Source organism: Flavobacterium piscisymbiosum (genome assembly GCF_020905295.1).
Classification (GTDB): domain Bacteria; phylum Bacteroidota; class Bacteroidia; order Flavobacteriales; family Flavobacteriaceae; genus Flavobacterium; species Flavobacterium piscisymbiosum.
In genome coordinates, this window is the sequence record NZ_JAJJMM010000001.1 from 6,157,029 (window position 1) to 6,182,665 (window position 25,637).

Sequence of the window (25,637 nt, forward strand, 5' to 3'; positions counted from 1 at the left end):
TGACAATATTAGGGTTACGTTGTATGTAATTCCAATCTTTGTCGATCTTGCAACGGAGATTTCTCGTTCCTCGAAATGACAAACTATGAGGAGATTCTTTGTATAGTTACATGGGGTAAAATCATTTTTAATCCTTTAATCAGTGGCAAAAAAAACCAAAACAAACCAGCCTTTTTCTAAAAAAAGACTGGCTTGTTTTTATATCTAAAAATTCATTTGTTTTTTTCTTACGACTGCAAGCTCCGACAAGCTTGCAGCGTAGAAAAAACAAACAAACTGAAACTACAAATTACCAGCCTTTATTTTGCGTAAGCGCTCCTTTGCTCACTGCGATTTCATCTGGTGGTATTGGCCAAACATGGTGAATGGCAGGGTTGAAATTACGGGCCGGATAAATCACGGTTCCGTTATAATGATGTAAAGGTTTTGCATACGTTGCCTGAGCATCGCCCCAACGCACAAGATCGAAATGACGGTCTGTCCATTCTCCGGCAAGTTCGCAACGTCTTTCTCTTTTTAAATCGGTTAGTGTTGCTCCGGCAATATCGCCAAGACCTGCACGATGACGGATCATATTGATTTCGGTATCGGCGTTTAGGCCTTTCATTAATTTGGCTTCCGCCAACATTAAAATCACATCGGCATAACGCAAAAGCGGCACGTTTAAAGCTGTTGAAGGTTTGTCTCCGTTGGCGTTTACATAACGAATGTCGATTCCGCCAGAAGTTGTTTTTGGATAACCAAACGGCTCCATATATTTATTGAACTGATATCCGGTTCTGTTACTGGAACTTACTATATATTTTCCTTCATTAAAAGTTACTAATTCACCAAAATACAAGAATTTATCTCCTTTTTGCAAAATAGTCGCGCTGCGTCTTTTATCTGTTGGATCATAGGTATCAAACAATTCTTTGGTAGGATAAAAATTTCCCCAACCGTTGTAAGCTCCCCAACCTTTATCCTCCAGACAAACTCCAGGAAAAATAGAACCCAAAGAAGTATTTTCGGCACTAGAAGTTACAGACCAGATATATTCTGAAGACCAGTTATTTTTGATTTTAAACACATCTTCAAAATTATCCAACAGCTTGTGTTTTCCGCTGGCAACAATCATGTTAGCATACTTAATCACATTGTCCCAGTCTTTGGCATACAAATACGTACGAACCAAATATCCCCAGGCTGCTGTTTTATGAGCACGACCGTAATTGTCTGGAGTTAGTTCATTAAAATAAGGCAATAACTCAGCTGCTTTTACTAAATCTGCTGCGATGTAGGCATAGTTTTCAGCTACGTTTTTAGCTCTTGGCACATACACATTGGTAGGGTTTTCGCGATCCTGAATTGGGATTCCTGCGCGATCGTCTCCATAATGATACGCCAATTCTAAATGCATTACGGCATGGTTGAAATAAGCTTCGCCCAACATGGTGTTTTTTGTTTTCTCATCTAAATTAATCTTCGGAATGTTACGAATCACATCGTTGCAGCGTTTCATGATTTCGTAGTGAATTCTCCAGATATCTTTGGTATCAGATTCTGCACCATCAACAATAAAATTCTTGATACGTTCTGCGTTTTGTCTTGGTTTGGTACCAATATCATCACTTGCATTGTTCAGCCAGAAAAATCCGCGACCGTACATATTATCATCAGAATATAAAGCATAAATCGCGTTTACTCCTGCTTTTGCATCTGCAGGCGTTTTCCAGAAATTTCCGCTTGAAGGAGCTCCTTGCGGAACCAGATCAAGTTCGCTTTCGCAAGCTGTAGCGCCCAATAAAAGCACAAAACTCAATACTAAAAGACTTAAATTTTTCATTTTATTTGTTTTATGTTTTTTAAAAAGTTGCATTTACACCCGTCATATAAATACGGGAAAGTGGATATTTTCCTAAGTCCATACCAAAGTTGTTTAAACCAACTTCCGGATCCATTCCTGAATATTTGGTAATCGTGAAAAGGTTTTGTCCTGAGATAAAGAATCTTAATTTCGCTTTTCCGTTTAGCCATTGGTCTTTAACCGTATATCCAATCGAAAGGTTTCTTAATCTTACGAAAGAAGCATCTTCGATATAAAAATCAGAGATTCGACCAAAGTTATTGTTGTTATCTGTTGATGAAAGTACCGGAATACTAGTGTTTGTATTGGTTGGCGACCACGCATTTTTAGACTCAGCCAATAAATTATACCCTGGAAAAGAACCGTTTAAACCGGTATGTTTTACAGCATTAAAAACGCTATTTCCTGCTGCTCCGCTAAAAAATACATTCATATCGAAACCTTTGTACTTAAAGTTCATATTTAAACTGAAAGTGGTTTTAGGAAAAGGACTTCCCAACACAACTCTATCGCTGTTGTTGATGACACCGTCTCCGTTTACATCTTTAAATTTAATATCTCCCGCAACCGCATTTGGCTGATACACTTCACCTTTGGTATTAACATACCCTTTTGCCTCAGCATTACTTTGGAACAATCCGTCTGTAGAATAGCCATAAAAAGCACCAACCGGACTTCCTACCTGATAAATATTGGCCAAAGGCAAACTACGAACCCGGCTTAAATTCAATGGTTCCAGAGAGGTCAAATCATCTTTGATCGAAACAATTTTATTGCTTAAAAAGGCGGCGTTTGCTGTTACATCAAATTTAAAATCACCGCGTGTTTTTTGGTACGTTAAACTTGCTTCGATTCCTTTGTTTTCTACATTTCCTGAGTTTACAATTCGGCCCAGCGGAGTTCCCGAAACACCAGGAAGCTGATCACGAACCAACATGTCTTTGTTTGTTTTTACATAAGCATCCAAAGATCCTGACAAAGCGCTGTTGAACATCGTGAAATCTAATCCTACGTTGGTTTGCTCAGAGCTTTCCCATCTTAAATTAGGGTTCGATAATTCGCTTTCTGCGTATCCGTAATTGATTACCGGAGTTGACCCAATTAAACCTTGGGTTTGAGTCAATGGTACACTAAACTGGTACGGTCCAAGGTTTCCTAAGTTTCCTATTTGTCCCCAGCTTCCGCGTAATTTTAATGTACTGATTATCGGATTAATACCTTTCATGAATCCTTCTTCCGAAATCAACCAACCTGCAGAAACAGAAGGATAAACTTTCCAACGGTTTTCAGATGTTAATTTTGAAGTTCCGTCACGACGTACAATTCCCGAGATTAAATACTTTTGATTAAAGTCGTAATTCAATCTTCCAACATAAGAAGAAATAATTTCTTCAGATAATCCTGCAGTTATTTGCTGTACTAATTTAGCATTCAATAAATAACGTTGCGATGGATCTTCATTATCGAAACCTGTACCTTGTATGGTATAAAAATTTCTTTTGGTTTGTTGGTACGTATATCCGGCTAAAGCTTTGAAATTATGTTTGCCTAATGATTTTTCGTAAGAAAGAGTCTGCTCACTTAATAAATCTGTTGTTGTTGAGTTGGTTAAGGTTAATCTGTTAAAATCAAACACTTTGCCCGGTTCTGTAATTTTAACTGCAAAATCGGTTGAGTTGTTTTGAATTCTGGTATAACCCCAGTTTGATTTTACTTTTAATCCTGAAATAATTTCCCATTCGGCATAAGGATTGATCAAAATAGTCGAAACAGGATTTCTGTTGTCCAGTCTTTTTAGATAAGCTACAGGATTAATTACGTCTCCGTAAGAACCAATATATTTTTCAGGAACTCCTCCAAATTGTCCTGAACCGTCTTCTCTGTAAATAGTTGCATTTGGCGGATAAAAAATTGCTGCTAAAATTGCACCTGTATAACCACTATTTGTATTTGCCGCCTGACCGTCGGTTAAGGAATACGACATGTTTTCTCCTAATGTAAAATTGGGCGCCAGTTTAAAAGAAGAATTGGCTCTTGCCGTATATCTTGTCCCGAAAGTATTCAATAAAATACCTTCATTTTTTCTATAACTTCCTGACAAAAAGAAATTCGATTTTTCTGTTTTTCCGTTTACCGAAATAGACAAATCCTGAATCTCACCTGTACGGAAAATTTCATCCATCCAGTTGGTTTTTGTTGTTCTTGCTGTTGGTTCAAATGCAGGATCAAAAGCAGGAATTCTAGGCAGACCAGCATTATCTCTCGCTGTATTCATGGCATCAGCATATCCGGCCGCATCCAGAACATCCAGTTTTTTGGCTACACTCTGAAAACCTCCCTGATAATTTACATTGACATTAATATGATCTGAGATTCCTTTTTTAGACGTAATTAAAATTACTCCACCAGAAGCCCTTGCTCCATAAATTGCTGCCGAAGCCGCATCTTTTAGCACACTTATCGATGCAATATCATTTGGGTTTAATGTGTTTAAAGATCCGCTGTAGATAATTCCGTCCAAAACGATCAAAGGCGTTTCGGCATTCAGGGAACCAATACCACGAATGTTGATTGTTGGTTCAGCCGTAGGATCTCCTCCATTATTAATTACGGTAACACCCGCTACTGTACCTTGCAATAATTCGGCTGCACTGTTGTACGTTCTGCTTGAAGTTTCTTTCATAGAAACCGTTCCAACAGCTCCCAAAACTTCATTCTTTTTTACCGAACCGTATCCCATAACCACAACTTCCTGTAGTTGTTTCATGTCGGCTAAAAGTTTAACGCTTATGTTTTTATCTGAACTTGTTACTTTTACTTCCTGAGTAACATACCCTACGTACGAAAAAATAAGTACAGCTTCTGATGAATTGATTTCCATCTTGAAAGTTCCGTCGAAATCTGTAGTGGCTGCTGTATCAGAATTTTTGTCTTTGATTCCAACGCCCGGCAACGGCATTCCGTCATCGCCCCCAAAAACAGTTCCTGAAATGCTTATTTTACCTTGTCCTGCATCTCCCAGTTTTTGATTTTTTTTGATGACAATATTGTTGCTTACAATTTCGTATTTCAAGAAAAAATTGCTGCATATTTTATCTAATGCCTGTTCTAAGGTTACGTTACTCAGTTTCAGGCTAATTTTCTGATTGGTATTGACCTGATTGGTTTCGTACATAAAATGTACATCAGCTTGCTTTTCTATTTTCTGAAAAACATTCTTTATCGTTTCATTCTCAACTTTTAAGGTTACCCTTTTACTGCTGTTAATGCTCGCTGCCTTCATTGTTGATCCGATAAAAAATAAAGCCACAAACAGAAGTGCTTTTGTTAATATCGTTTTTTTAATGCTCTGACAGTTTACGACGTACCGCATTTGTTTTTTAGTCATGTTTTTGGAATTTTAATTTGTGTTTGGATTATTGCTTGGTTTCTACGTAGATGATTGATTAACTTAATTTTAAAATACTTGTAATTGCGTAATTGTTTTAACACATAGGGACATAGCTTTTCTTTGTCGATAAAGGCGTTTCACTTGGAATAAATCACATTAGCTATGTAAAAAAATCATGATTTTCTAAAAGCATCTTAATTCTTAATTTTAAATCTATGTTTCTATGTGTTTAATTTTTTTGCTCGCAGATCAAGCAGATCGAGCAGATTTTTAATTTTTAATTCTCAATTTTTAATTCTTTTTATTCTCTTTTAAAGGTTACCTTATTGTATGATATAAGTTCCTGCTTCGATTTTATAATTGGCATTGATGATATTGCATACCAAAGCCACAACCTGATTAACAGGAAGTTCTTTGAAATAAGCACTGATTTTAAGATTGTTGAGGTTTTTGTTTTCGATCTGGATCGCTACATTATAATTGCGATTAAGAGTTGCGATAACTTCCGGCAAAGGCGCATCTTCAAAAACAATGATATTTTTTCGCCATAACGAAATAGAATTCACCGGAATATCTGTAAAGGCTTGAATTTTATTATTTTTTGATTTAAAAACTACTTTTTGTCCCGGAGTTACATACACATTTTCTTCGGTTACGGTCGATTTTACATTTACTCTTCCGGTTAAAACCGAAACTTCCTGTGTGGCGTGATCCGGATAAGCCTGAACATTAAAACTGGTTCCTAATACTTTGGTATCCATTTTATCTGTATGAATGATAAAAGGATGTTCTTTGTCTTTGGCTACATCAAAAAAAGCTTCTCCGGTAAGATATACTTCGCGTGTTCCTCCTTTAAACTTTATTGGATATTTTAAATGACTTCCTGCATTGAGCCAAATTTGGGTTCCGTCGCTTAATGTTATTTTTGCGTGTTCACCCAATTTGGTGGCATATTCTTTAGAAATTGTTTTTACAAACGACAGATAAAAGAAGCACGACAATCCCATCAAAAAGATTAGAGAAGCTGCGATTGTCCAGTTTCTGCTATGAAGAAAAATAACGTTGTTTGTTTTCTTAATTTGTCTGATTTCTTTTTTTAGTTGCGAACGATCAGATTGTATTATGATAGCAGGATCTAAAATTTCCTGAGGATGATCGTACCAGTTATTCCATAATTCTTCTCCTTTTTCAGAAGGCTTTCCTTCTAAAAAAAGTTGTACGTCTTGATGTAATTTTTCAGGCATTATAATTTGTTTATCTCTTTAATAGTATGTCTTGGGATTGTTACTTTTAGGTAGGTGCTTAAGGTTACGCTTTTGTTAAGAAAAAGCGTTCACTCATAATTTTTAGAAAACAATGATCAATTGAATTCGCCCAAATAGTTTCGCATAAATTTTAGCGCATAAGCAATATGATACTTTACGGTTTCGTGCGATACATTGAGTTCTTCGGCGATTTCTTTGTTGGTGTAATGTTTGATGCGGCTTAGAATAAAAACTTCCTTGGATTTTTTGGGCAATAATAAAGTGGCTTTGTCGACCGCTTCCTGAAGTTCCTCGTAATAAATAGCATCTTCGGTGGCATTGGTACTATTGTGGTCATTTGTACTTCTGTCGGTAACCTCTTTTATATATTGGTCGGTAGTATTATGCGATTTGATATAATCTAAAGTCACATAACGAACCGAAGTGTAGATATAAGCCGAAAATTTCTTTTGAATCACCAAAGTCTTTCGACGTTCCCAAATAGTGGTAAAAACTTCCTGAACAATTTCTTCAGCAACCGGAACCGATTTCATTCGCACATAAACAAAGCGAACCAATGCATCCCGATACCGAAAATACAATTCATCAAACGCTTTGTCTTTTCCTTGTTTCAATAATTCAACAAGCTGCTCATCTGTAAATCCTTTATACATGATGCAGTATTTTTGTATTATTTGGCAAATGAACGGTGCTGGCTAAAACACCAATTCTGATTATTTTTTTGCGATGTATTCTTAATTTAAAAAATGACATATACTACAAGTGTGTTGTTTATAATATGTCTCCAAAATTAGAACTGAGGGTAGGTCTGCAAGGTTACGTTTACATTAATAAAAATGTCCGGTTATAAAACATTGTATTAACATTTCGTCTCTTAGATGTTATGCGCCAGATATTTGTATGATATCGCTTATTAACTCCATAAAAAGGGAACAGTTAAAAAAAACTATTCCTGTATAATTTTTTAAACAAACTTTTAGTAGAGTTTTTTTTGAATGTAAAAAACATTCATTCGAGGTTAAATTTTAAAAACCATTCGATGATTAAAAAAATATTTTAATAATTAAACTCAATTCTTATAATTATTTAAAAAATATAGTAAGTTTGTAAGAGACACGTAATTATAAAAAGCGATGAGTTTAAAAGATTTATTAGACAATAGTAAAGATAAAAGTCTTTCTGGCCAGAAATGGCATATGCTACGACAATCTATAACGAAACGTTTACTTTCAGGAGGTAATTCGACGATTGCCGAATTAAGTACAGAATTACAATCCAGTGTCCCAACCGTAACCAAAGCTGTCAACGAATTACTGACCGAAGGTTATGTGGTTGATATGGGAAAAATCACCAATAGCGGTGGCCGAAGACCTTCCTTATATAGTATCAACCCAACCTGCGCTTATTTTCTAGGTGTTGAGGTGGGCATCAGCAGTATGTCTATTGGGTTACAAAACATCAAAAATGAACTGGTTAGCGTAGAATTGGGCGCATCGTTTATTTTAGAAAATACTCAAAAATCATTATTAAAATTTTGCGAACTCATCAACTCTTTTATCGAAGATAGTTCTGTAGATAAAAAACTGATTGTGGGTGTTTGCATCAACTTTTCGGGACGTATCAATTCCATGGAAGGCTTTAGTTATAATTATTTCTTTAGCGAAAACCGACCGTTGAACGAAATCATTTCAGAACAATTGGATCTTCCCGTTCATTTAGAAAACGATACGCGTGCCATGGCTTTTGGTGAGTATTGCGAAGGTGTTGTCGATGATGAACAAAATATCATTTTTGTCAATTACAGCTGGGGAGTTGCTATCGGGATGATTACAGATGGTAAGCTATATTACGGAAAATCAGGATATTCAGGAGAATTTGGACATAGTACCATTTTCAATAATGATATCATGTGCCAATGTGGAAAACTAGGTTGTCTAGAAACCGAAATTTCTGGCTGGTCGCTGATCAATCAATTTAAAGAAGCTGTAAAAGAGGGAAAACAATCAAAAGTTACACTTGATGAAAGTTCTTCTACCCTTCAGCATAATGCTATTATTGCCGGAGCTGTAAATCTCGAAGACACTCTTTGTGTCGATCTGGTTACGCAGCAAAGCGAAAAAATGGGACGTTATTTATCTATTTTATTAAATATCTTCAACCCTGATCTACTGGTAATTGGCGGAGATTTCGCACAATTAGGCGACTATGCCTTATTACCTATTCAATCTGCATTAAAAAAATATTCACTGGGTTTAGTCAACCGTGATATGAAACTCAAAAAGTCTGCTTTAGGCCGTCGTGCGGGCGTTATTGGTGCTTGCTGTGTCATCAAAGAAAAGATGTTATTCCCATTAATTAATAACTAAATTTTCCAACTACTTCTTAATTATTAAAATATTTTAATAACTAATATTGTTATTTTAAAATATTTTATATCTTTACCTCATAATAATAAATTAATTTATTCATAAGATTTTCATAACATTCAAAAGGATTATAAATTTTGACTGTTAAAAGATCGTAATAATGATATCCGGACTTGTAAAATATTCCTAAATACGAAATTGCATTATCATCAAAGAATAGTTTTTATTATTCCCTGCATTTCAAAAAAGAAAATAAAATACAAGATCAGGATGCTGAAGAAAATAGCTTAAAAAAGAATACACGTTTTATATATGAAGTAAGAACAATTAAAGATCAATCCTAAAAAATATCAATAAAAACCATTGCATACAAAATTTGTTTTTTAGTCATAAAAAAGCCAGCGAATGCTTGCAACATTGCTGGCCGGTTCCCCGATAGGAACAATGATTTGAAAATTAATAAACAGACCTTTAACAAAGTTATTATTAACCAAACCATTACAAAAGTATGAAATTATTGCCTAAAAGTAAACCTATCAATTGTAGGTTTACTCCTAAACACGGAAAAGTTATAAAATTGACCTCCACGTTGCTTTTAGTTTTTACCATGCAGCTAGCAACTGCAAAAACAGAAAAAAGTATTGCACTTACATATAACAATGTAAAAAAGAATGACCCAATCCAAAAGAAAGTTACCGGTACCGTTACAAACGAAAAAGGAGAAGCTTTACCTGGTGTAAACATAGTGGCAAAAGGAACGAACTTTAGCGCTCAGACAGATTTTGACGGAAAATTTACTATCGATGTACCGGATAATGCGACGACTTTAATCGTTTCTTATATTGGTCTTCAGGAACAAGAAGTTGCTATAGGAACTGCACCACTTAATATTGTTCTTAAAGAGATAGGACAACAAATGAATGAGGTAATTGTGGTAGGTTACGGTTCTCAAAACCGAAGAACTTTAAGTACAGCCGTTTCTAAACTGGACAAAAAAGTATTAGAAAATGTACCTTACTCAAACGTAACGCAATCTTTGCAAGGAAACGTAACTGGTTTGGTGGTAAAAACCTCTTCTGGTCAGCCCGGAAAAGCATCGAACATTTTAGTTCGTGGAGGAACTTCTATCGATAATCCGGCCGGAGCGACACCTTTATATATAGTAGATGGTGTGATTCGTACGCAAATTGATGATATTAACTCTCTTGATATTGCTTCGCTTCAGGTTCTTAAAGATGCCGCTGCAACCTCAATATATGGGGCACGTGCTTCAAATGGTGTAATTATTATTACTACCAATACGGGGAAATCCGGTAAAATGAAAGTTACTTATAGTGTTTCTACTCAAAGCAGCACAATTGGTAAAAAATACAATTTTATGGATGGCGGAGATTACATCAAATTTCAACGTCAGGGTCTTTATAATGCGGCAGAACTGGCCGGACTTTCTACTACAACCGGTATTGCAAGATTGGGTCAGTTAACGGGTGCAACTCCTGCAGGTACGGGAAATAATCTTCAAAACAATACACCTTTTGCTACTTTATTAAAATCTAATTTATCGCCTGAAACTATTAGTACACTTCAGGCAAAAGGCTGGCAGGAATTGCAAGATCCTTTAAATCCTGCTAGTACTATTATGTACAAAAGTACAGACTGGAACGATGTTTTATTTCAGACTGCTATGACGCAAAGCCATACGCTTGGTTTTAGCGGAGGTAATGATACAGGAGTTTTCGACTTAAGTTTAGGATACTTAAAAGGTGATGGTATTACCATATTTACAGGTTATCAAAGGTTTACCAGTAAATTGAATGCTTCACTAAAAATAGCCGATAATTTTACTATTAATGGCCGTATGTTATTTTCTAAAGCAAGCAACAATCAGGTAGTAGCCAATAGTGTGGTTTTCAACAGATATTTAGGAAACTCGCCTACTACAAAAATGTATTTAGAAGACGGAACGCTAGCTCCGGGTCAAAATAACATTAACGGGAATCCATTGTACCAAATGGGGAAAATGAAGGGAATCAACGAAAACAATAAATTGCAAATGAGCGTTGATGGTGAATTAAGGCTTGCCAAAGATTTTACCTTTACGCCTTCGATGTCGCTTTATAGCGAAAATGAAAATGACAACACTTTTCAACAGGCATTTTTAAGCGGAAGCAGCGGTTTGGTAGACAATACGCGTACTGCAACGAGATTAAGCAATCAAATTTCTCAGGTACAATACGAAGGAGTTTTTGCTTATAAAAAAGACTGGGAAAACATTGGTGATTTTGATGCCAAATTAGGAGTTTCTAAATACGACAGAACCATAAAAGCTTTTAATGCTTCAGGAAAAGGAAGCCCGTCAGATTTAGCGCAAACTTTGGACTCATCTCCTATTCCGGTTTCGGTTTACAGCAACAATACCAAATTGGTTTTAAATAGTGTTTTCGGGCGTTTAAATTACGATTACAAAAACAGGTATTTTGCAACAGCTTCTTTCCGTTATGACGGTTCATCAAGTTTAGGACCTGATAACAGATATGGTTTCTTTCCGGGAATTTCTGCGGGATGGAACATGCAGGAAGAAAAATTCTGGACGGCTACAATGCCAAAAGTTATTTCTTCACTTAAACTTAGAGGAAGTTATGGTGTAAATGGTAACTTAGGGACTTTGGGAGATTTTCAGGCCGGAGGATTATATTCGGGATCAACAAATGGTATCGCCAACAGTTACAACGGACAATCGGCGATTATCAACTCACAAATTGCCAATCCGGGATTAAAATGGGAACAATCTGAAACTATAAATGGTGGTTTTGATTTGGGTTTCAACGAAGACAAAATCAGAATTATTGGGGATTTTTATAACAAACTGACTTCTGATTTATTAACGAATTTAACGCTTCCTTCAAACAGTGGTTTCTCTACGGTTTTAACTAATCTTGGAGGATTAAGAAGTAAAGGTTTCGAATTAGAAATACAAGCAAATTTGTACAATCAAAACGACTGGAAAATTAATGTTGGAGCAAACGTTTCTCATAATACCAACACGATCGAAAAACTTCCATCAAACGGAAATTTAAACAACCGAATTGGCGGAACTGAGATTTTCGATCAAAATAGTGGTACTTATCAATATGTGGGAGGTTTACAGGAAGGACAAAAAATTGGAAATTTCTACGCACACAAACAATTATACATTCTTTCGACTCAGGCAGAAGCCGATGCTTACAACTTAAAAGTTCATGATACTTATGTAACTAAAACAGCTGCCGCAGGTGGTAATCCTGAAGGTAAAAAATTCGCCGGAGATGCTGTATTCGAAGATACTGACAACAATGGTGTAATCGACAGCAGAGACAGAAAGTATATGGGGAATATGTTCCCAACGTTTGTGGGAGGCTTTAATTTTGATGCTTCATACAAAGGATTTTCATTAACTGTAAGAACAGATTACTCTCTGGGAGCTACAATTTACAACGAATCAAGAGCCCGTTTCTTAGGTCAGTTTCAGGGTAACTACGGATTATTGGCAGAAAGTGCACAATCTTGGCAAAAAGAAGGTGATATTACAGATGTACCACGCTACCGTTGGGCAGATCAAACGAACCAAAACAACTTGTTTAGATCAGAAGCTAGTGGAGCTGCTTACAACACCAATATGTTTCAGGGAAACAGCCGTTACTACGAAAGCGGAGATTACTTGTGTATTAGAGAAATTACCTTTAGTTATAATTTTCCAAAATCATGGGTTGAAAAAGCTAAGTTAGCCTCACTTCGTATGTATGTTACGGGAAGCAACTTATACTATTTCACTAAATACAGCGGATTAAGCCCTGAAGTACAAGGTATCGACGGAGGATCTAGTTTAGGATTATCTGCAGCAGGTTCAACCGGAACGTATCCTGTTCCAAGAAATATTATCCTTGGTTTAAATATCAGTTTGTAAATTTTAATACTAAAATCATGAAAAAGAAATTTCTTCTCTATACACTATTTTTTACTACTCTATCTCTATTCAACTCTTGTCAGGATGATTTAGAACTAACTTCTGATAGTATCATTACATCTGACAGTTTTTGGAAAACAGAAGATGATGCCAAAGCTGGCGTAAACGGAATGTACGTGAACTTTAGAATCCAGACACAGCAAAATTATTATTTGCTGGGCGGAGCCAGAAGTGCCGAAATAACAGGTGGTGTTCAGTCGCCACTAACATTAGCCAATTATTATAATAACCTTCTTACGCCGCAAAACATCGACGTAGACTGGGCTGGTTTATATACCGTAGTACATTCGGCCAATTTAGTTTTAAAGTATGTACCGCAAATTACGTTTAGTCCAACAACGGTAAATGAGCAAAAACGATATATTGCACAAGCCTATTCAATGCGTGCATTGTGCTATTTTATCATGGCACGTTCGTGGGGTGGTGTTCCAATTGTTACAGATCCTACTGAAAATGCCAATCAGTCGCAATACATAATTCCGCGTAATAGCATCGAAGAAACATTTGCTTTCATCAAAAAAGATATTGATGCTGCCATTGCCAACTTTCCGGATGCTACAAACAATAAAACGCAGTTGTCGCTTGCCTCGATCTACGCTTTAAAAGCAGATGTAAATTTATGGACAGCAAAACAATTAGGCGGAGGAACAGCAGATTTGAATACGGCATTGACAGCCATAAACACAATCCCGGGAACTCCAACTTTATTACCTAACTTTAAAGATGTTTTTGCTTATGACAAAAAAGCAAATGCTGAGGTAGTTTTTGCTGTGCGTTATTCTCTGGCAGATTTACCATCGAATTTAGCAGACAACTGGAATCAGTTTATGTTTGTGGGGCCAAGTGATTTTGCACCGTTAACTTCTGCAACAGCAACAGCAACTTTTGGAACATTAGGAACCGGTGCCGGAAATGCAGGAATTTCAAGAGTGCAGCCTGACATTACAAGATTTAACTTTGCAGCTACAGATACCAGAAAAGCCGCTACTTATTTAACTTTATACAATGGTGCAGTTCCTGTAGTTACAGGTTTGGTAAAATACAACGGAACTGTTGATGGAACGCTGAGACGATTTGTAAGTGATATTATCATTTACCGTTGGGCAGATATTTTATTGATGAAAGCAGAAATCAAAAATGCTTTAGGTCAGGATCCAACTGCAGAGATGAATTTGGTAATGCAAAGAGCAGATCCTTCGGCTTCGTTTACAAATGATTCTCCTGCAAACAACGACAATGTGATTTTGAATGAACGTTTGAAAGAATTGGCTTTTGAAGGAAAATCATGGTGGGATTTGGTTCGTTTCAACAAAACAAGCTTAGTGCCATCAATGACAGCAGGAAAAGAAGTTTTGTTTCCAATTTCTCAAAACACGATCAACTTTAATCCAAAAATTGTTCAAAATCCGCTTAGCAAATAATTAGAATTAAAAATTAGACTGGGAATTCAAAAAGTTCCCGGTCTAATACCAAAATACACAAACAATAAAAAAACATACTCATGAAAATTGAACATTTACAAGGTCTTATTTCTGCTCCTTTCACTCCTTTTGACAGCAACGGAAAATTAGACGTAAGCATGATTCCGCCTTATTATGCATTTCTAAAAAGAAACGGAATCACGGGAGCTTTTATCAACGGATCTACCGGAGAAGGAGTTTCTATCACTTTGGAAGAAAAAAAAGCCGTAGCACAAGCCTGGGCAGATTGCTCAAATCACGATGCCGATTTTAAAGTAATGGTTTTCCTTGGAGGAACTTGTCTTTCTGATTGTATCGATTTAGCCCAACATGCTTACGAAATTGGTTTGTATGCTGTTTCTTTAACCGGAGCTTTTTACTTTAAACCAAACAATGTTGATACACTTGCTGAAATTTGTATTAAAGTTGGAGAAAGCGTTCCGAATATGCCTTTTTATTATTATCACATTCCGGTCTTAACAGGCGTAAATGTTGCGATGTACGATTTGGTTAGGGCTTTAGATAATAAACTTCCAAACTTTGCCGGAGTAAAATACACACACGAAGATTTTATGGATTTCCAGAGTTGTATGAGCTATGAAAACGGAAAATTTGATATGCTTTGGGGACGTGACGAAAATATGTTATCGGCTTTGGTTCTTGGTGCAAAAGGTGCTGTTGGAAGTACTTTCAACTATGCTGCTCCATTGTATTACGATTTAATCGATGCTTTCAATAATAATGATTTAGTTAAAGCGCGTAAACTTCAGCAAAAATCAATTGATATGATTCGTTTCTTAGGTAAATATGGCGGAATCTCTGTAGGGAAAGCGTATATGAAATTGGTTGGTCATGATTTAGGAGAATTTAGATTACCGGTTAAAAACATGAGTGCTGAACAATTTGAATTATTCAAAAAAGATGTTGCAGGTTTAGATTTCGATACTTTCAAATCCAAATAAATCCGTTCGTTTTCTCTAAAACAAACCCATATGAATCAGTCTTTTTCTTCCTTAATCCTTACTATTTTTATTATGTCTGCAACTGTTGGTTTTTCGCAAAAAACAAAAATTACAAATGTCGAATGGAAAAAAGCAGCCCAACTGCAAAATGCTGACGGAAGTCTTTCATTGGGTTTTGCCGGTCCGATAAACGGAGTAAGCAATACTGTTTTGATCGTTGCCGGAGGCGCTAATTTTCCCGATAAAATGCCTTGGGAAGGAGGAAAAAAACATTATTCGAATGAAATTCATGTTTTAGAAAAAACGGGAGATGATTTTCATTGGAACAAAAAAGTAACCAATACATTACCCGAACCCATTGCCTATCCCGGAAATACCACTACAAATAAAGGAATCGTTTACGTAGGCGGCGAAAACGAAAACGGACTTTCGAACAAAGCTTTTATCTTAAATTGGAATGCTGATAAAAATGAAGTAGAAACAAAATCATTACCGGATTTTCCGTTAGCGATTACCAATATTGCACTTACACATTCAGGAAATATTGTGTATGCCATTGGCGGAGATGAAGCAAAACAATCCTCTGATTTAGTTTTTAGTATTGATTTGAATGCCGAAAAACCGGAATGGAAATCGTTGACCAAATTGCCTTTTGCTTTAGCGAATTCAGTTTCAGTAATTCAAAATGATAAAATTTACGTTATTGGCGGAAGAACCAAAATGCCTTCAGGAATAAGCGATTTGCACAACACCACTTTGGCTTTCGATCTAAAAAAACAAACCTGGGAAACAAAAGCCAATATTTGTGACGGAAAAGAAACAACCAATTTTTCGGCAGGCGCCGGAGTTGCTGTAGGAAATGAATCTATTCTAATTCTTGGCGGAGATAACGGAACTACTTTTCATAAAATAGAAACCTTTTTATCTCAAATTGCAAAAGCTAATTCTGAAGAAGAAAAAGCGAAACTTATTGCCGAAAAAAATATTTTAAATACAACACACAAAGGTTTTTACAACGCTATTTTACTGTATAACACACACACCAATAAATGGTCAAAAATAGGCGACTTGCCTTTTCTGGCTCAGGTAACCACAACGGCAGCCATCTGGAATGATAAAATAGTTTTATCGAATGGAGAAATAAAACCCGGAATTCGTACACCGGATGTTATGTTGGGAACCATCAAATAATTAATTCAACAGTTCTAAACCTGACAGGTTTTAAAAACCTGTCAGGTTTAACAAGAATTAAAATAAAATCTGCGCAATCTGCCGAATCTGCGAGAAAAAAAATTAAACACTAATTGCACAAATTATCACAAATTAAAATCATTACAATCTTTTTAATCAGTGGCAAAAAAATTTAAACACATAGAAACATAGGTTCAAAATCAAAGTAAAGGTGATTCTAAAAAAACACATTTTTTTTTCACATAGCCCTATGAGTTTTATTTCAAGTGAAACGCCTTTTCAAGCTATAAAAACTATGTCTCTATGTGTTTAAAAAAATAACCGATTAAACAAAAAATAAGCATATCAAAATATGAAAAACTCTAAATATTATCCGTGGTTAGTCGTAGCGTTACTCTGGATTGTAGCGTTGCTTAACTATATGGATAGACAAATGCTGGCGACCATGAGACCTTCTATGGAAGCTGACATTCCTGAACTGGTATCGGGTGAAAATTTTGGACGTTTAATGGCTATTTTCCTTTGGATTTATGCTTTAATGAGCCCCATTTCAGGTATTATCGCCGATAAATTAAACCGAAAATGGCTGATTATTGGCAGTTTATTTGTTTGGTCTGCGGTTACATATGCCATGGGATATGCCACAAACTACAACCAAATTTACTGGTTACGTGCCATTATGGGCGTGAGTGAAGCCTTGTATATTCCGGCAGGTTTATCTTTAATCGCCGATTATCATCAGCAAAAAACACGTTCGCTTGCCATTGGTATTCACATGACCGGACTTTATGTAGGTTCAGCTTTAGGAGGTTTTGGCGCTACAATTGCTGCAAGATTTTCGTGGCATACTACTTTTCATCATTTTGGAATTATCGGAATTGTTTATTCGATTATTTTGGTTTTCTTTTTATACGAGAAAAAAGTCACAACCAAAGTTTTTGATCCTGAGTTTAATAAAACCCACGAAAAAGATTCCCTTTTCAAAGGCCTGACGCTATTGTTTACCAATATTTCGTTTTGGGTGATTTTATTTTATTTCGCTATTATAAGTTTACCGGGCTGGGCAACAAAAAACTGGCTTCCTACCCTGTTCTCGGACAACTTAAATATTTCAATGGATCAGGCCGGGCCTATAGCCACTATTACAATTTCGGTTTCATCTTTAATAGGCGTTATTTTCGGAGGGATTTTATCTGATAAATGGGTTCAGAAAAATATAAAAGGAAGAGTTTATACCAGCGCCATTGGTCTGAGTTTAACCATTCCCGCCTTAATGCTGATTGGTTTTGGGCATTCGTTATTTCATGTAGTTGGAGCCGTTTTATGTTTTGGTATCGGATACGGAATGTTCGATGCGAATAATATGCCTATCATTTGTCAGTTTGTTTCTTCCAAACATCGGGCAACTGCATATGGTGTCCTTAATATGACTGGTGTTGGCTGCGGAGCGTTGGTTACATCATTACTTGGCAAATCAGCAGATACTGGAACTTTAGGTTTTGGTTTTGCTTTAATGGCCGGAGTTGTGTTGCTTGCCTTAATAGTTCAAATTAGTTTTTTACGTCCCAAAGTCAATGATTTTGCCGATGCATAGGATATAAAGTTCATTCCCCTTTTTTTACAATTTAAGAGTTAGTTGGTTTTTGGTTTTTCAATAAGCCCGGGCGGAGCTATGCGTTCTGCCCAGCTTATTAATCGCCGCATTTTTAATAATAGTTCTAAGAAAAATGAGAACAAAAATTCGAAATATTTTCCTGTTGATACTCTTCTTTTCAATGATTTTAAATCTTGAAATGAAAGCGCAGAGTCCAATAAAAATTGCTTGTATAGGAGATTCCGTAACGGCAGGTTATCTTTTAGCCCATCCGGAAACAGAATCGTATCCTACGCAGCTTCAGGTTTTAATGGGAAATCAATATGAAGTCAAAAATTTTGGACATAGCGGCGCAACGCTTTTAAAGAAAGGAAGTACGCCTTATTTTAAAACGGAAAAATGTGCCGAAGCCATTGCGTATCGTCCTGATATCGCGATTATTCATTTGGGATTAAATGATACAGATCCGAGGAATTGGCCCAATTATAAAGAAGATTTTGATGCCGATTATGCGTGGCTGATTGATACTTTAAAAACACAAAACCCGAAGGTGAAAATTTTCATTTGCCGAATGACACCGATCTTCAATGAACATCCACGTTTTAAATCAGGAACAAGAGATTGGTTTTGGCAGATTCAGCAACACATTCAAGAAATTGCAAAGGCCAATAATGTTGGTTTAATTGATCTTCACGAAAAATTATACCATCGCCCTGATCTTTTTCCGGATGCTTTACATCCAACAAAAGAAGGCGCAACTATTCTTGCACAAACGGTTTACGGCAATATTACACAAGATTTTGGCGGACTGAGATTATCGCCTGCTTTTAGTGATAATATGGTTCTTCAAAGAAACCAGCCCATTGTAATTTACGGAACTGCAAATGGCGGTGAAAAAATAGCAATTACTTTTAATAATCAAAAGGAAATTTCGACTGCAAACGAATACGGAAAGTGGAAAGTTATTTTTCCTGCGATGAAATCCGGAGGAACACATGAAATTATAATTTCATCAAAAGAAAAAAATATCATTTTAAGAAATATCCTAATTGGCGATGTCTGGTTTTGTTCCGGACAATCGAATATGGCATTCCCGCTTCAGAAATCAGAAAATGGAAAGGATGAGGTTAAAAAAGCCATTCAAAATACGAATCTTCGATTATTCAATTTTGAAGCCATTGCCGAAACAGATGAAAAAGCCTGGGATTCGATTACTTTACAAAAAACAAATCAGTTAGCATTCTTCTCCGGAAAATGGAAAATCAGCGATTCTATAAGTGCCAAAGATTTTTCGGCCATAGCCTATTACTTCGGACAAAATATAATGCGTGAAGAAAATGTCCCAATTGGTTTAATACAAGTGGCCGTTGGCGGATCTCCTATAGAATCCTGGATCGATAGATATACTTTAGAACATGATGATAAAGTAGTTGATGAACTAACCAACTGGCGAAAATCAGATTTTTTTATGCCGTGGGTAAGATCACGCGCCGATGAAAATTTGAAAAATACCACCAATGCAAAACAACGACATCCGTACGGACCTTGCTACAATTATGAAGCCGGTGTAACCCATTTTACCGATTTCCCTATAAAAGGAATCATCTGGTATCAGGGCGAAAGCAACGCACATAACATCGAATTATACGAACATTTAATGCCAGTCCTGGTTGGTAGCTGGCGCAAGGCCTGGGGAACTTCCCTACCCTTTTATTATGTTCAATTGTCAGGAACAGATCGTCCGACCTGGCCGTCCTTTAGAGATGCACAAACCAAAATCCAGAAAAATATCGCACACAGCGGCATGGCGATTAGTATGGATTATGGTGATGCTACAAATGTACATCCTATTCAAAAAAAGCAGGTTGGAGATCGTCTGGCGCTTTTGGCCTTAAAATATACCTACGGAAAAAATATCACCGCAAACGGACCATCGGCACAAAAAGCAACACAAAAAGGAGATGCTATTATAGTTTCTTTTTCGAATGCCAAACAGTTATCGACAGCCAATAAGAAGGATTTAATTGGTTTTGAATTGGTCAACGAAAAAGGAATCCGGATCGAATGCAAAGCTACTATTATGAAAAATGAAGTTTCAATAAATATTCCGAACGGCGAAAAGATAAAAACGGTTTTATATGCATGGAAACCTTACACAACAGCCAATCTGGTTAATGAAGCGAATTTGCCTTGTTCGACTTTTCAATTGGATTTAGATAGAGAAAGATGAAAGAAGCAAGATGTGAGAGGCAAGATTTGAGAGACAAGATTTGAGATGAAAGAAGCAAGAAATAAAATCTGTTTATCCCGATAGCTATCGGGAGCGTGATCTGCGAGCAAAAAAATAAAACACCAATTTCACGAATTAGCACGAATTAAAATCATGATAATCTTTTTATCCTAATAACTATCGGGAGTGACAAAAAAAAATGAAACACAGAGAAACATAGACTTCAATCTAAAAAAAGAGAATTAAAGAAAATACATTTTTTCACATAGACCTATGAGATTTATTTTGAGTGAAACGCCTTTCCAAGCTTTATAAACTATGTCTCTATGTGTTTAAAAATCATACACAACAAATAAAAAATCAACACTTAGAAAATATAAAACACTAAGTCTAAAAACATATATAAAATGAGTTATTCTAATACTGATCTAATACAACTAAAAGATTTTTATCAGCACCAATTATTACAGGATACGGTACCATTTTGGTTTCCACAATCTATCGACACCGTTCACGGCGGTTATTTGTTAATGCGCGGACAAGATGGCGATTTAATCGATGATGATAAATCGGTTTGGTTTCAGGGGCGAACTGCGTGGTTGTTATCGACGCTTTATAATACTGTCGAAACCAAACAAGAATGGCTGGATGGTGCCAAATCCGGAATTGATTTTATCAATCAGCATTGTTTTGATACAGATGGAAGAATGTTTTTTCACGTAACACGCGAAGGAAACCCGATTCGTAAACGTCGTTATTATTTTTCTGAAACCTTTGCCGTGATTGCGATGAGCGCTTACGCAAAAGCAAGCGGAGACGAAAAAATTGCAGAACAGGCACGTCATTTATTTGGAGAATGCATCAAATACTCGAGTACTCCGGGATTATTAGAACCCAAATACACAAGTGAACGTCCGTCGAAAGGAATAGGATCGCCAATGATTATGATCAATACGGCACAACAAATAAGAGAAACAATCGGAGATCCGCGTTGCGACGAATGGATCACCAAATGGATTGCCGAAATCGAAAATGATTTTGTAAAACACGACATCAAATGTGTGATGGAGCAAGTAGCTCCGGATGGTTCTATCATCGATCATATTGATGGCAGAACATTAAATCCGGGTCATGCCATTGAAGGCGCATGGTTTATTTTGCACGAAGCAAAACATCGAAATAATGATCCGCATTTAATCGAATTGGGCTGTAAAATGCTCGATTATATGTGGGAACGAGGTTGGGACAAAGAACATGGCGGAATTTTATATTTCTGTGATGTTTACGGCAAACCTGTTCAGGAATATTGGCAGGATATGAAATTTTGGTGGCCTCATAACGAAGTGATTATTGCCACATTATTAGCCTACACAATGACGGGCGATGAAAAATATGCAAAATGGCATAAAATGATTCATGATTATGCGTACAGTAAATTTCATGATAAAGAAAACGGAGAATGGTTTGGGTATTTGCACAGAGACGGAACTGTGGCTCAAACGGCTAAAGGAAATCTTTATAAAGGACCTTTTCATTTACCGCGACAGGAATGGTATTGCACACAAATATTAAACGAATATATTGAAAAAACAATCAAATATGAAAATCAAAGTTTGTAAATCAATCTGCAGTTAGGCACAACAGGTTGGTAGAAAACAAAAAATGGCCACAACAACCCCGTGCTGTAGGTACGCAACAAAACGTATTCTTGCGTACCTACGGCACGCTTTGGGATCTTTAATCTAATTTTTTCTACCAACCTGTTGTACCTAACGGCACAATAAATGACATAATGCTGTGAGAAAATCATAATCGATATTTTGATTTTTTCGAAACAATATATCAGTAGAAAAATATGATTGCATGAATGTGCCGTTAGGCACAACAGGTTGGTAAAAAACAAAAAATAGCCACAACAACCGCGTGCCGTAGGTACGCAAGAATACGTTTTGTTGCATACCTACGGCATGCTACCAACCTGTTGTACCTAACGGTACAATATTACATGTTATCACAAAAACCTGTTTTCCATCAAGTCGTTCGTTATTAAACCTTATGCTTATTAACCAATTTTAACCAAAATAAAAACTATGAAAAATTTATTACGCTTATTTTGTTCGTGTTTTATGTGTTTATACGGTAGTAATATCCAGGCACAAAGTGGTAAGGTTTTGAACCTCGATGGAATTTCAACTTTTATGACAGTCGCAGATCATCCTGATTTAGACTTCGGCGCAAGCCAAAACAAAACCATTACCTGTTGGATCAAAACAACGACTTCGACAGGAACACCCCGAATTTTTGCCAAGCGAAATGGCGCTACAGGAAACGGCTACGAATTCTGGACCGGAAACGGAACCAATGCCGGAAAATTTGCCATGAACATGAGCGGAACCGGAACACCCAACAATATTAGTACCGCAGGATATTCGGCCAACTCAATTGCTGACGGAACCTGGCATCATATTGCTTTGGTAATCGATGCGTCGAGCAATCGAACGATGTATGGTTATGTAGATGGCGTTTTGGCCAATACAGGAAAAACCTTTACCTCTGTTACTTCAGATTTTTCGAATGCTTTAAATTTTGTTATTGGAGCAACTTCTGATGCTGGAAATAGTTATAAATGGGCAGGTCAAGTTGATAATGTTCGGGTTTGGAATAAAGCTATGACGGCACTTGAATTACAGGCAGATATGACTGCTGTTGTCAATGCACCTACAACTAATCTTTTGGCAGCATGGAATTTTGAAAACATAAGCGGGACTTCTGTTCATGATGTTTCGGGCAATAACCATCCCGGAACTTTGGTGGGATCGCCAACAACATCAAATGCTTTCCCGATGATTTTATCTTTAGACGGTGTAAATGATTATATGTCGGTCTTGAATCATGCTGATTTTAATTTAGCAGCGGGTCAGAGTCTGACGATAACCTGTAAAATAAAAACGACTGATTTTGGCAAACGTATTCTTAGCAAACGTCCCGGAGGTGCAGGAATTGGCTATGAATTTATCAATAATACATCAGCAGGCGGCGGACAATTTGGTGTTAATTTAACCACAAGCGCTGGAGCTGCGGGACCTCCATACGGAACTTCGAATATTGCCAACAATATTTGGCATCATTTGGCTATGGTGGTTGATGTTGCGTCAACGAGTTGCAAAATTTATGTTGATGGTGTTTTACAGCAAACCAAAACGACAGCAAACATTGGCGGAACCAATACGGTTTCGAATACCGGAGATGTATTATTTGGAACACTCAGTAATTTTGCATCGTATATGAATGCACAATTAGATGATATTCGTTTTTGGAATAAAGCCATGACAGCTGCAGAAATCGTAACCGATAAAACGGCCATTGTAAGCGGACCGCAAACCAACTTAATTGCTGCCTGGGATTTCGAAAACGTAATTGGCACAACCGTTCCCGACATTTCAGGAAATAACCATCCGGGAACATTGAACAACGGAGCTATGGTAATCGCGCAAACCAACGAAATGCAGATCAACTCGGTTTCATTGGTGCAAACCGAATTACCAACCGGAGTTGGCGATACCAACCAAAGAATTATTGCCATAAAAGCTTCTGTGAGTGGTACTATAAATCCGCTTACGGTAAGTGCTTTAAAATTTACCATGACAGGAACGACGAATGTTTCTGATGTTACCAATATCAAAATTTACTCTAGCGGAAGTACTGCAATTTTCAATCCTGGAACGGCAACTTTATTTGGAAATGTTGCTCCGTCAAGCGGAAATCTTGTTGTAAACGGTTCAAAGTCATTAGTGAACGGAGACAATTATTTTTGGATTACTTATGATATTTCTGCTTCCGCCAATGAAGGAAATCTGTTAGATGCCACTTGCGAATCTATTGTTGCAAACGGAATCACTTACAATACAACATCCAATACGGTTACCGGAAATCGTGTTATTTTATTGGCCAATACTTTGCTTTTTACTCCAGGAGATGCGGGTTCTGCAAGCTATCGTATTCCGGCCATTATCACTGCTGCCGATGGATCGTTAGTAACCGTCACTGACAAAAGATGGAACGGTGCCGGAGATTTAGCCGCTAAAATAGATCCGGTTGTTAGCCGTAGTACAGATAACGGAAAAACATGGTCAGCTCCTTTAACCATTGCCAATTTTGGTGCTGCCACAGGAGCGGGCGATGCAGCTTTGGTTCTCGATAAAACTACAGGTGAATTATTGTGCATCGTTTCGGCTGAAAAAGGATTTTTTGCTTCTACAAATTCGGCTCCAGCCAAAGTTTTAGTCATTCATAGTACAGATAATGGTGTAACATGGGGAACTCCCGTAGATATTACAAGCCAAATTTATGGTCCAAATCCGGGTTGGAAAGGATTATTTGTAGCTTCAGGAAGAGCGCATCAATTACGTGACGGAAAAATTGTAGCGGCAATTGCAGTACGAGAAAATGTTTCAGGAACAGAGCGTATTTGCAATTATATGATTACTAGTGCCGATCACGGAGTAACATGGACAACATCGACCGGAAGAGCAGAAATAGATGGTGATGAAGCCAAAGTTGTAGAATTAAATAACGGGAATATCATGATGAGTATTCGTAATCCGGGAACACGCCGTTTTAATGTTTCTACCAACAAAGGTGCAACCTGGGGAACAGCTTACAATCAGGCAAGTATTACAGACCCTAATTGCGATGGCGATTTTATTCGCTACACTTCTACACTTGATGGTTATGACAAAAACAGGTTATTGCATTCGATTCCGTTTTCAGGAAGCCGAAAAAATGTGAGTGTACAATTGAGTACGGATGAAGGAACAACCTGGGGAGCACCAAAAACGATTTTCGCAGGAGCTTCGGCATATTCGAGTTTAACCATATTGCCTGATGGAACGATCGGCATTTATTATGAAAACGGAGAAAGCTCGACCTACCAAATGTACTTTGTTCGTTTTAGTTTGAACTGGTTAACAAATGGTGCGGATACATTTGTGCCTGCTGATACTCCTTCGTTAAGCAAGAAAACACAGGAAAAAGCAGCAACCGATGAAGAAAAATTTAGTATTGATGTAAATCCTAATCCAATTGATGATATTTTTACTGTGAAAATTAATAATGCTAAAGGAAAAGTAAGTATTCAAATATTTGATTTATCCGGTAAAATAATCCGAACTGAAACTTTAAATACTAATGAAACACAAGCAACTTTTTCATTAGGAAATCAAACTCAGGGAATTTATCTTTTAAATATAAATGATACCAATTCTACTATTAGCAATAAAATAATTAAAAAATAAAAAAAAGAGCCATCGGCTCGACTTATATTGTAGGG

13 protein-coding genes are annotated in these 25,637 nt (G+C 36.8%); 9 read left to right on the forward strand and 4 right to left on the reverse strand.

Features of this window, described 5'->3' with window-relative positions; all coding sequences use genetic code 11:
* Positions 1–289 precede the first annotated feature (289 nt).
* The 4 genes from LNP81_RS25860 to LNP81_RS25875 all read right to left on the reverse strand — a co-directional run bounded on the left by LNP81_RS25860 (position 290) and on the right by LNP81_RS25875 (position 7,155).
* Complete coding sequence (locus tag LNP81_RS25860) at positions 290–1,825, reverse strand: RagB/SusD family nutrient uptake outer membrane protein (RefSeq protein ID WP_230040385.1); 1,536 nt, start codon at positions 1,823–1,825, stop codon at positions 290–292.
* Positions 1,826–1,844: 19 nt separating this feature from the next.
* Positions 1,845–5,234: a SusC/RagA family TonB-linked outer membrane protein gene (locus tag LNP81_RS25865; protein ID WP_230040386.1), complete on the reverse strand. Its 3,390-nt coding sequence runs from the start codon at positions 5,232–5,234 to the stop codon at positions 1,845–1,847.
* A 326-nt stretch (positions 5,235–5,560) separates the two neighbouring features.
* On the reverse strand, positions 5,561–6,481 hold the full coding sequence (locus LNP81_RS25870) for a FecR family protein (protein WP_230040387.1): 921 nt from the start codon (positions 6,479–6,481) through the stop codon (positions 5,561–5,563).
* A gap of 116 nt (positions 6,482–6,597) precedes the next feature.
* Complete coding sequence (locus LNP81_RS25875) at positions 6,598–7,155, reverse strand: RNA polymerase sigma-70 factor (RefSeq protein WP_230040388.1); 558 nt, start codon at positions 7,153–7,155, stop codon at positions 6,598–6,600.
* A 480-nt stretch (positions 7,156–7,635) separates the two neighbouring features.
* Between LNP81_RS25875 and LNP81_RS25880 the strand changes: the two genes are divergently transcribed.
* The 9 genes from LNP81_RS25880 (at position 7,636) to LNP81_RS25920 (ending at position 25,602) form a co-directional block, all read left to right on the forward strand.
* Positions 7,636–8,868 carry an ROK family transcriptional regulator gene (locus LNP81_RS25880; protein WP_230040389.1) on the forward strand — a complete coding sequence of 411 codons (1,233 nt, stop codon included), beginning with the start codon at positions 7,636–7,638 and terminating at the stop codon, positions 8,866–8,868.
* Between the two features lie 508 nt (positions 8,869–9,376).
* Entirely contained in the window at positions 9,377–12,811 is a 3,435-nt protein-coding gene (locus LNP81_RS25885) for a SusC/RagA family TonB-linked outer membrane protein (RefSeq protein ID WP_230040390.1), read from the forward strand.
* Positions 12,812–12,828: 17 nt separating this feature from the next.
* The gene (locus tag LNP81_RS25890) at positions 12,829–14,292 is read left to right on the forward strand and encodes a RagB/SusD family nutrient uptake outer membrane protein (protein WP_230040391.1); all 1,464 of its coding nucleotides are present in this window, start codon (positions 12,829–12,831) and stop codon (positions 14,290–14,292) included.
* Positions 14,293–14,372: 80 nt separating this feature from the next.
* Positions 14,373–15,293: a dihydrodipicolinate synthase family protein gene (locus tag LNP81_RS25895; RefSeq protein ID WP_230040393.1), complete on the forward strand. Its 921-nt coding sequence runs from the start codon at positions 14,373–14,375 to the stop codon at positions 15,291–15,293.
* A gap of 30 nt (positions 15,294–15,323) precedes the next feature.
* Positions 15,324–16,484, forward strand: coding sequence for a Kelch repeat-containing protein (locus tag LNP81_RS25900; protein ID WP_230040395.1), 1,161 nt, complete (start codon positions 15,324–15,326; stop codon positions 16,482–16,484).
* A gap of 352 nt (positions 16,485–16,836) precedes the next feature.
* A complete protein-coding gene (locus LNP81_RS25905; RefSeq protein WP_230040396.1) occupies positions 16,837–18,078 on the forward strand; it encodes an MFS transporter in 1,242 nt (413 codons plus the stop codon).
* 199 nt (positions 18,079–18,277) lie between these two features.
* Positions 18,278–20,308 (forward strand): GDSL-type esterase/lipase family protein, encoded by a 2,031-nt coding sequence (locus tag LNP81_RS25910; RefSeq protein ID WP_230040398.1) that lies wholly within the window; start codon positions 18,278–18,280, stop codon positions 20,306–20,308.
* 407 nt (positions 20,309–20,715) lie between these two features.
* The gene (locus tag LNP81_RS25915) at positions 20,716–21,927 is read left to right on the forward strand and encodes an AGE family epimerase/isomerase (RefSeq protein WP_230040401.1); all 1,212 of its coding nucleotides are present in this window, start codon (positions 20,716–20,718) and stop codon (positions 21,925–21,927) included.
* A gap of 471 nt (positions 21,928–22,398) precedes the next feature.
* Positions 22,399–25,602 carry a LamG-like jellyroll fold domain-containing protein gene (locus tag LNP81_RS25920; RefSeq protein ID WP_230040403.1) on the forward strand — a complete coding sequence of 1,068 codons (3,204 nt, stop codon included), beginning with the start codon at positions 22,399–22,401 and terminating at the stop codon, positions 25,600–25,602.
* Positions 25,603–25,637: the final 35 nt, after the last annotated feature.